Raw genomic sequence first — 7,485 nt, 5'->3', positions numbered from 1 at the left:
CCCTCCGGCCCGCGCCTCGCGGCCTGGCCGCCGCCCGGCGTCGCCGCCCTGGACGTCACCGGCGCCTACGCCCGGCTGGCCGAGCAGGGCTACCACTACGGCCCGCTCCTCCAGGGCCTGCGCGCGGCATGGGCGGACGGCGAGGACCTCTACGCGGAGGTAGCGCTGCCGGAGGCGGCCGACACCGACGCCACCCGCTACCGGCTGCACCCGGCCCTGCTCGACGCGGCCATGCACGCCGAGTCGCTGGGCGGCCTCCAGCGAGGCGAAACCCTCATCCCCTTCGCCTGGGAGGGCGTACGCCTGCACCGCCCCGGCGCCGCCGCGGTCCGCGTCCACCTGCACCGCGCCGCCGGCGCCGAGCACAGCACCATCCGGCTCTTCGATCACGACGGCGAACCCGTCGCCGAAGTGCGGTCGGTGCGCGGCCGCCCGGTCAGCGAGCAGCAGCTCGCCGAAGCCAGGCGCAGCCCGCTCCACCGCGTGGACTGGACGGCCGTCGACGTCCCGGCCGACGGCGGCGGCTGGGCCGTGGTGGGACCGCCCGAAGCCGGCTTCGGACTCGCCGCCCCCGCCGCACCCGACATGGCGTCACTCGCCGCCGTACCCGGCAGCCCGCCCCCGCTGGTGCTGCTCGGCTGCCCGAGCGACGACACCGGCCTGCCCGGCGCGGTCCACACCGTCACCGGCGGCGTGCTGCGGGCGGTACAGCAGTTCCTCGCCGACCCGGCCCTCGCCGACAGCCGCCTGGTCGCCGTCACCAGCGGACTCGCCGCGACCGCGGTCGCCGGTCTGGTCCGCGCCGCCGAGGCCGAGCACCCCGGACGGTTCGGGCTGGTCGATGTCGACTCCGACCAGGCCTCGCTCGCCCTGATCCCCTCCGCCGCCGCCTGCGGCGAGTTCGAGGTCCGGATCCGCGGCGGCCGCTGCTCGGTGCCCCGGCTGGCCATGGTGACCGACACCGCCCAGACCCCGCCGCCGTTCGACCCCGAGGGCACCGTCCTCATCACCGGCGGGACGGGCGGGCTCGGTGCGATGCTCGCCCGGCATCTGGTCCGCCACCGGGACGTCAGGCATCTGCTGCTCGTCAGCCGCCGCGGCCCGGACGCGGACGGCGCCGGCGCACTCGTCGCGGAACTCCAGGACCTCGGCGCCACCGTCGCTACCGCGGCCGCCGATGTCGGCGACCGTACGGCCCTGGCCGGCGTCCTCGCCGGTATCCCCGCGGCGCACCCGCTCACCGCCGTCTTCCACCTCGCCGGCATCCTCGACGACGGCCTGGTGACAGCGCTGGACCCGGACCGCACGACACGCGTCCTGCGACCCAAGGCCGACGCCGCATGGCACCTGCACGAACTCACCCAGGACCTGCCCCTGGCAGCCTTCGTCCTCTTCTCCTCCGCCAGCGGCCAGCTGTTGGGCGCGGGACAGGCCAACTACGCGGCCGCCAACACCTTCCTGGACGGACTGGCCGCCCACCGGCAGCAGGCGGGCCTGCCCGGCCAGTCGCTGGCCTGGGGGCTGTGGGCCGAGGCGGGCGGCATGGGCGGCACCCTCTCCGCCGCCGACCTCACCCGACTGGAACTCGCGGGCAGCGCCGCCCTCCCCACCGACGAGGGCCTCGCCCTCCTCGACGACGCACTGGCGCGCCCGGAGGCGCTGCTCGTCCCGCTCAAACTCAACCTCGCCGCGCTGCGGGCCGGCTACGACCAACTGCCCGCCGTACTCAAGGGTCTCGTCACACCACCCTCCCGGCCGGCGGACACCCCGAGCGCCGCCGCCCCGGAGGCGGCCGACGAACCGCTCGAACAGCGACTGGCCGCCGCCGACCCCGAGCAGCGGCTGCCCATGGTGCTCGACCTGGTCCGGCGACAGGTCGCCGTCGTACGCCACGACGACCCGGCGGCCATCGACCCCGAGACACCCTTCACCGCCTTCGGCATGGACTCGCTGGCCGCGATCGAACTGCGCAACGGCCTCAGCACGGCGATCGGGATACGGCTGTCCGCCACCATCACCTTCGACTACCCGACACCTGCCGAACTCGCCGAGTTCCTGCTCGCCGAGCTCGGCCCGGACATCGAGGCGATCGCAGCCGACCGCGCCGACGACGACATCCGTGCCGCCATCGCCACCATCCCGCCGGCCGCGATGCGCGCCGCCGGACTGCTCGACGCCCTGCTCGAGCTCCGCGACGGCGGCCCCGCGACCGGGGCTGCCGAGCCCGCGAAGGAGGAGACACCCGCAGAGCAGACCGAAGCGACCCCCGCACCGGCCGCCGCGCTGCAGAACATGAGCGTGGAGGAGCTGCTGCTCGCCGCGCAGCGCACCCGAAGCAGCTGAGCCACCCCACCCACCGCGCACCCCGTGCGCACCGCACGAGCTGGAGGCACGAGCCATGACGGAACTTCTGCAGCGACCCGGAGAGCGCGCCGACAGCGCCACCGCCACGCGATACCCCACCGACGAGCCGCTGCTCCAGCGGGTGCTCACCCCCTACCGCGCCAAGCGGTGCGAATACCTGAGGACCGCCGAGGTGATCCGCGACGGCGGACCCGGAGAGAGCAGCCGGCTCTCGGCCGAGTGCACCTTCGAGATCCCCGAGTCCTGCTACATCGACGACACCGGCCACTTCAACTCGGTCGAGTTCAACATCTGCTACAACCAGATGGCCTACTACCTCATCGCCAAGGCCGTACAGGACGGACTCACCGAACCGTTCAACCAGTGGTCCATGAACGACTTCTGGCACCGCCAGCTCGGCGACATCCTCATCACCGACTTCTCCAGCTCCTTCCGCGTCCCCATGCGCGGACGCTACTTCCAGGGCGGCATGGAGATCCTCGACATCGTCGCCTGGGACGCCAACGACATCCGCGACGCCCTCGTCGTCGTCAAGACGTTCTGCCGCTACTACGACGAGCACGGCGGCGACTCCAAGGGCTATGTCACGGCGGCCATCACCAACCCGCCGCCACTCCAGGACTGACTCCGTCGGCATCCCCGGGCCCCGACAGCCAAGAAGGAAGCGCATGACCGTCCTCGATCCCCGCCCGAGCGAGGCCGCCCCCAGCGGTGCCGCTGCCGCCGGACACGTCTGCGCGCCCCCCGGACCCGGCGACGCGCCCGCCGCCGCCCCGGGCGGGCCCGCCGAACCACAACCCTGGCCGCCCACCGGCAGCGAGCCCGTCGACATCCCCGACCTCTACGAGCGGCTCGCCGCCCGCGGCATGGACTACGGGCCGTCGTTCCGCCTGCTCAGCACCGCATGGCGGCGCGGCACCGAGGTGTTCGCCGAGGTCCCGCTGGACGACTCCGGTCTCCCCGCCACGGGCATGCTGATGCACCCCGCCCTGCTCGACGCCGCCCTCCACGCGGCGAGCATCCCGTTTCTCGACCGGGACGGGGACGACACCTACCTGCCCTTCGCCTGGCGAGGCGTCCGCGTACACCGCCCCGGTGCCACCGCACTGCGGATCCGCATCGCCCTCACCGAGGGCGACTCCCTCTCCCTGACCGCCACCGACATGGACGACCGGCCGGTCCTGTGCGCCCGCTCGCTGATGGTGCGCCCCGTCAGCCGCGAACAGCTGCGCGGAACCGGCGCCTCGGGCGCGCTGCTGCGCCCGGTCTGGAGGCCACTGGCCGAGGTGCCCGCCCGCCCGGCGGCCGACGAGCCCTGGGCCTTCCTCGGCACCGACCACCTCGGCGTCACCGGCGAACTCAAGGCCACCGGACGGAGCTTCGAGAACTACAGCTCCCTCCACACCATGGACGCGGCACTGCGACGGGGCGCCCCCGTCCCGTCCGTCGTCCTCGTCAGCTGCGCCGACGGCACGGACGGGGGCGACGCCGTGCGCGCCGAGGCGCAGCGCTGCCTCGCCCTCGTCCAGGAGTGGCTCACCGACGACCGGCTCGCCGGCTCCCGACTGGTGTTCATCACCCAGGGCGCACAGTCCTGTGGGCCCGACGAGGACATCGCCGGCCTCGCCGCCTCCGTGGTCTGGGGGCTCGTCCGCAGCAGCCAGGCCGAGCAGCCCGGACGCTTCGGACTGGTCGACATCGACGAGGCCGACGGCTCACGGCGCGCCCTGCTGTCCGCCGTTTCCGCCCTCACCGACCCGGACACGCCGTATCCCCAACTGGCCGTCCGCCACGGCAGCCTCCTGCAACTGCGGCTCCAGCGCTCCCGGCCCGGCGACACCGGCGCCCCGGCACGCCGCCCCACCCGAACCCACGGCACCGTCGTGATGACCGGAGGCACCGGCGCGCTCGGCACCGTCCTGGCCCGCCATCTCGCGCAGCGGCACGGCGTCGGCCGACTACTGCTGCTCAACCGCTCCGGCCCCGACGCACCCGCCGCCCGCCGGCTCGTCGCCGAACTCACCGAACTCGGCGCCCACACCGAGGTGGTGGCGTGCGACGTGGCCGACACCGACGCGCTCGCCCGGGTGCTGAACGAAGTACCCGCGGAACACCCCGTCACCATGATCATCCACGCGGCAGGCGTCACCGACGACGGCGCCGTCGGCACCATGACCCCCCGGCGCCTCGACCGCGTGATGCGCCCCAAGGTCGACGCCGCTCTCGCCCTGCACCGGGCGAGCCGGTCGCTCCCCGACTGCGAACTCATCCTCTTCTCCTCGGTCAGCGGCATCGTCGGCGGAGCCGGCCAGGCCAACTACGCCGCCGCCAACACCTTCGTCGACGCCCTGGCACAGCACCGCCGGGCCGCCGGACTGCATGCCGTCTCGCTCGCCTGGGGCCTGTGGGACGAAGCCGGCATGGGCGAACGGCTCAACGCCGCCGACCTGAAGCGGATGGAACGGGCCGGCATCTCGGCGCTCCGAGTGTCCGACGGGCTCGCCCTGTTCGACGCCGCCCTCGCCCGCGACGACGCCGTACTCGTGCCCATCCAGCTGTACGAGCCGGCCCTGCGCGACCACTCCCCGCAGATTCCGGACGTGCTGCGCGACCTGTGCCCGCCGAGGCAGGAGGACCGGACCCGCCCCACCCGGCGGCCGGACCACGTCGACCCCGCCGAGCTGCGCCGCTCCGTAGCAGAACTGCCCGACGCCGACCGCACCGGCGCCGTCGTGCAGCTCATCCGCACCGAGGTCGCCGGGGTGCTCGCCCTCCCGGGGCCGGAGGCCGTCCAGGCCGAGGCCGAGTTCTCCGCCATCGGGTTCGACTCGCTGACCACCGTGGACCTCAACCGCCGACTGGCCGCCCTCACCGGCCTGCGGCTGCCGGCCACGCTCCTGTTCGACTACCGGACACCGGCCGACCTGGCCGCCCACCTGCTGCGCCTGATGAGTCAGGACTGAGCGCTCCGGCCCACGGAGCAGACGGAGGACCCCATGCGCGTAATCGTCATCGGCGGCGGTGTCATCGGACTGGCGGTCGGCTGGCGCTGTGCGCAGCGCGGCACCGACGTGACCGTCATCGACCCGGAACCGGGCGGCAAGGCGTCCGGCGTCGCCGCCGGACTGCTGCCGCCGTCCGGCGACATGTTGCTGGGCCGGCCCGAGTTCGCCCGCCTGGTCCTGCACTCCCGGGCCCTCTACCCTGCGTTCGCCGCCGAGGTCGCCCAGGCCGCCGGCACGTCCGTCGGCTTCCTGCGCAACGGCATCCTCGACGTCGCCTACGACGCGCAGGCCGCCCAGGGCCTCGAACGGCTGCGCCAGATGGCCGACGACTTCGGGATCGACTACCGGATGCTGTCACCGGAGGACTGCCGCCGGCTCGAACCCCGCCTCGCCCCCGAGGCGTACGTCGGCATGCTGTCACCCGCCGACGGTTCGATCGACCCCCGCATGCTCACCCGCGGCCTCCTCGTGGCGCTGCACAACGCCGGCGGACGGGTCGTGCGGGAACGGGCCGAGCAGGTGATGCTCGACGACGCCACCCCCGCGGTCCGGCTCAGCGGCGGCGAGGTCCTGCGCGGCGACCGGCTGGTCCTCGCCGCCGGACCCTGGACCCATCTGCTGCCGGGCCTGCCCGCGGGCCTGGTCCCCGAGATCAGGCCCTACAAGGGTCACGTCGTACGGCTGCACGGCGAGGCCGTTGTCGGCCACACAGTCCGCGGGAGCTACGGCGACCGCTCTGTGTACATCGCGCCACGGGCCGACGGCGAATTGGCCATCGGCGCCACCTATGAGGACGCCGGATACGACGAGCAGGTGCTCGCGGACGGCGTCGCCGACCTGCTCGAGCGGGTGCGGCGGATCGTGCCCTCCACGGCGCGGCTGCGCTTCGTCGGCGCCGCCGCCGGGCTGCGGCCGGGATCACCGGACGGCCTGCCGATTCTCGGCGTGACGGCCCGGGAGGACGTGCTGCTGGCCACCGGGCACTACCGGGTCGGTATTCAGCTGACACCGGCCACCGCCGAGGCGATGGCGGAGGCCGTCGTGACGGGTGAACTGCCTCAGATCGCACGCCCGTTCGGCGCAGCCAGGTTCGCCGCCACGCCGGCCTGACCCTCCACCTTCCGGCCCGGGTCCTCATGGGCCCGGGCCTTTCTCTGCCCCGGCCGGGGTCTTGCCGTGTCCGGGCCGGGGTCTACCTCTGCCCCTGTCGGGGTCTTGCCGTGTCCGGGCCGGGCTTTGCCTGTCCGGACCCCGCCGGGCCGGGGCTTTGCCTGTCCGGGCCTGGGGTCTTGCCGTGTCCGGGCCCCGGCCGGTTCGGGTGCCGGCACAGCCGTGAGGCATCTGCCCGAGAAGGACGACCCGCTCCGCCTGCGTCCCACCGTGTCCCGCTCGCACGAACGCGCGCGTTCCCCTGGCCGACGCTTCACGTCGGCCAGGGGAACGCGCGCGGTTTCAGACGCCGGCGAGGGTGCCGGTGGCGTTCCGGGTCCAGGCCTGCTCGTCCGCGTCCCGGCTGTAGATGGTGATCGGCCGGCGGCCGGACTCGTCGACCGGGCCGGCCAGGAGGTGCAGCACCTTCTCCCGATCGGCCGACAGGGCCACCGGAACCTGGAACAGCAGCTCCTCGACCTCCTCGCAGCCTGTCCTTCGGCCCGCGTGGAGGGCGAGTTCGAGGAGTGCGGTGCCGGGGAGGAGGGTGGTGCCGGCGATGGTGTGGTCGTTGAGCCAGGGGTGCGCGGCAGTGGTGAGGGTGGTGGTGAGGAGGTGGGTGCCGTCGGGGAGTTCGGTGGAGGTGGCGAGGAGTGGGTGGTCGGTGGCGGCGAAACCGAGGTGGTGGGCTTCGGTGCGGGGTTCGGGGGTGAGCCAGTAGTGGTTGCGGGTGAAGGGGTAGGTGGGCAGGTCTGCGGTGGGTGTGGGGGTGGTGGGCCAGGTGAGTCCGGTGGGGGTGGTGGTGTGGAGGGTGGCGAGGGCGGTGGTGAAGGTTTCGGTCTGGTCGGTGCGGGGGTTCTGGGTGGGGATGACGGTGATGGTTTCGCGGGTGCCGTTTTCGGTGTCGCCGTCGTTGTCGTTAAGTGTGTTGAGGGTGGTTTGGGTGAGGTGGGTGAGGGTGGTGTCG

At 73.7% G+C, this 7,485-nt stretch carries 5 protein-coding genes; 4 read left to right on the top strand and 1 reads right to left on the bottom strand.

All coding sequences use genetic code 11. The features are described from left to right. From ACWDZ6_RS33150 to thiO, 4 genes are all read left to right on the top strand, one after another. Nucleotides 1-2,343, top strand: a 2,343-nt coding sequence (locus ACWDZ6_RS33150) for a type I polyketide synthase (protein WP_451505795.1), incomplete at its 5' end; no start/stop codon positions are given. A 55-nt stretch (nt 2,344-2,398) separates the two neighbouring features. Further along, nucleotides 2,399-2,989: an FcoT family thioesterase gene (locus ACWDZ6_RS33145; protein WP_451505794.1), complete on the top strand. Its 591-nt coding sequence runs from the start codon at nt 2,399-2,401 to the stop codon at nt 2,987-2,989. Nucleotides 2,990-3,032: 43 nt separating this feature from the next. Then, nucleotides 3,033-5,327 carry a type I polyketide synthase gene (locus tag ACWDZ6_RS33140; protein ID WP_451505793.1) on the top strand — a complete coding sequence of 765 codons (2,295 nt, stop codon included), beginning with the start codon at nt 3,033-3,035 and terminating at the stop codon, nt 5,325-5,327. Between the two features lie 33 nt (nt 5,328-5,360). Continuing rightward, nucleotides 5,361-6,479 (top strand): glycine oxidase ThiO, encoded by a 1,119-nt coding sequence (thiO, locus tag ACWDZ6_RS33135; RefSeq protein ID WP_451505792.1) that lies wholly within the window; start codon nt 5,361-5,363, stop codon nt 6,477-6,479. 342 nt (nt 6,480-6,821) lie between these two features. On the opposite strand, the gene ACWDZ6_RS33130 is transcribed toward thiO, so the two are convergent. Continuing rightward, on the bottom strand, nt 6,822-7,485 hold a 664-nt coding region (locus ACWDZ6_RS33130; RefSeq protein ID WP_451505791.1), incomplete at its 5' end, for a polyketide synthase dehydratase domain-containing protein.

This window comes from Streptomyces sp. NPDC002926 (assembly GCF_053591755.1).
Note: the sequence above shows the minus strand (reverse complement) of the source record. Positions and strands in the feature narration are given on the sequence as shown.

Bases quoted from the DNA above. Each gene is read 5' to 3' on its own strand.
- thiO (WP_451505792.1), top strand. From the start codon at position 5,361: ATGCGCGTAATCGTCATCGGCGGCGGTGTCATCGGACTGGCGGTCGGC.
- ACWDZ6_RS33145 (WP_451505794.1), top strand. From the start codon at position 2,399: ATGACGGAACTTCTGCAGCGACCCGGAGAGCGCGCCGACAGCGCCACC.
- ACWDZ6_RS33140 (WP_451505793.1), top strand. From the start codon at position 3,033: ATGACCGTCCTCGATCCCCGCCCGAGCGAGGCCGCCCCCAGCGGTGCC.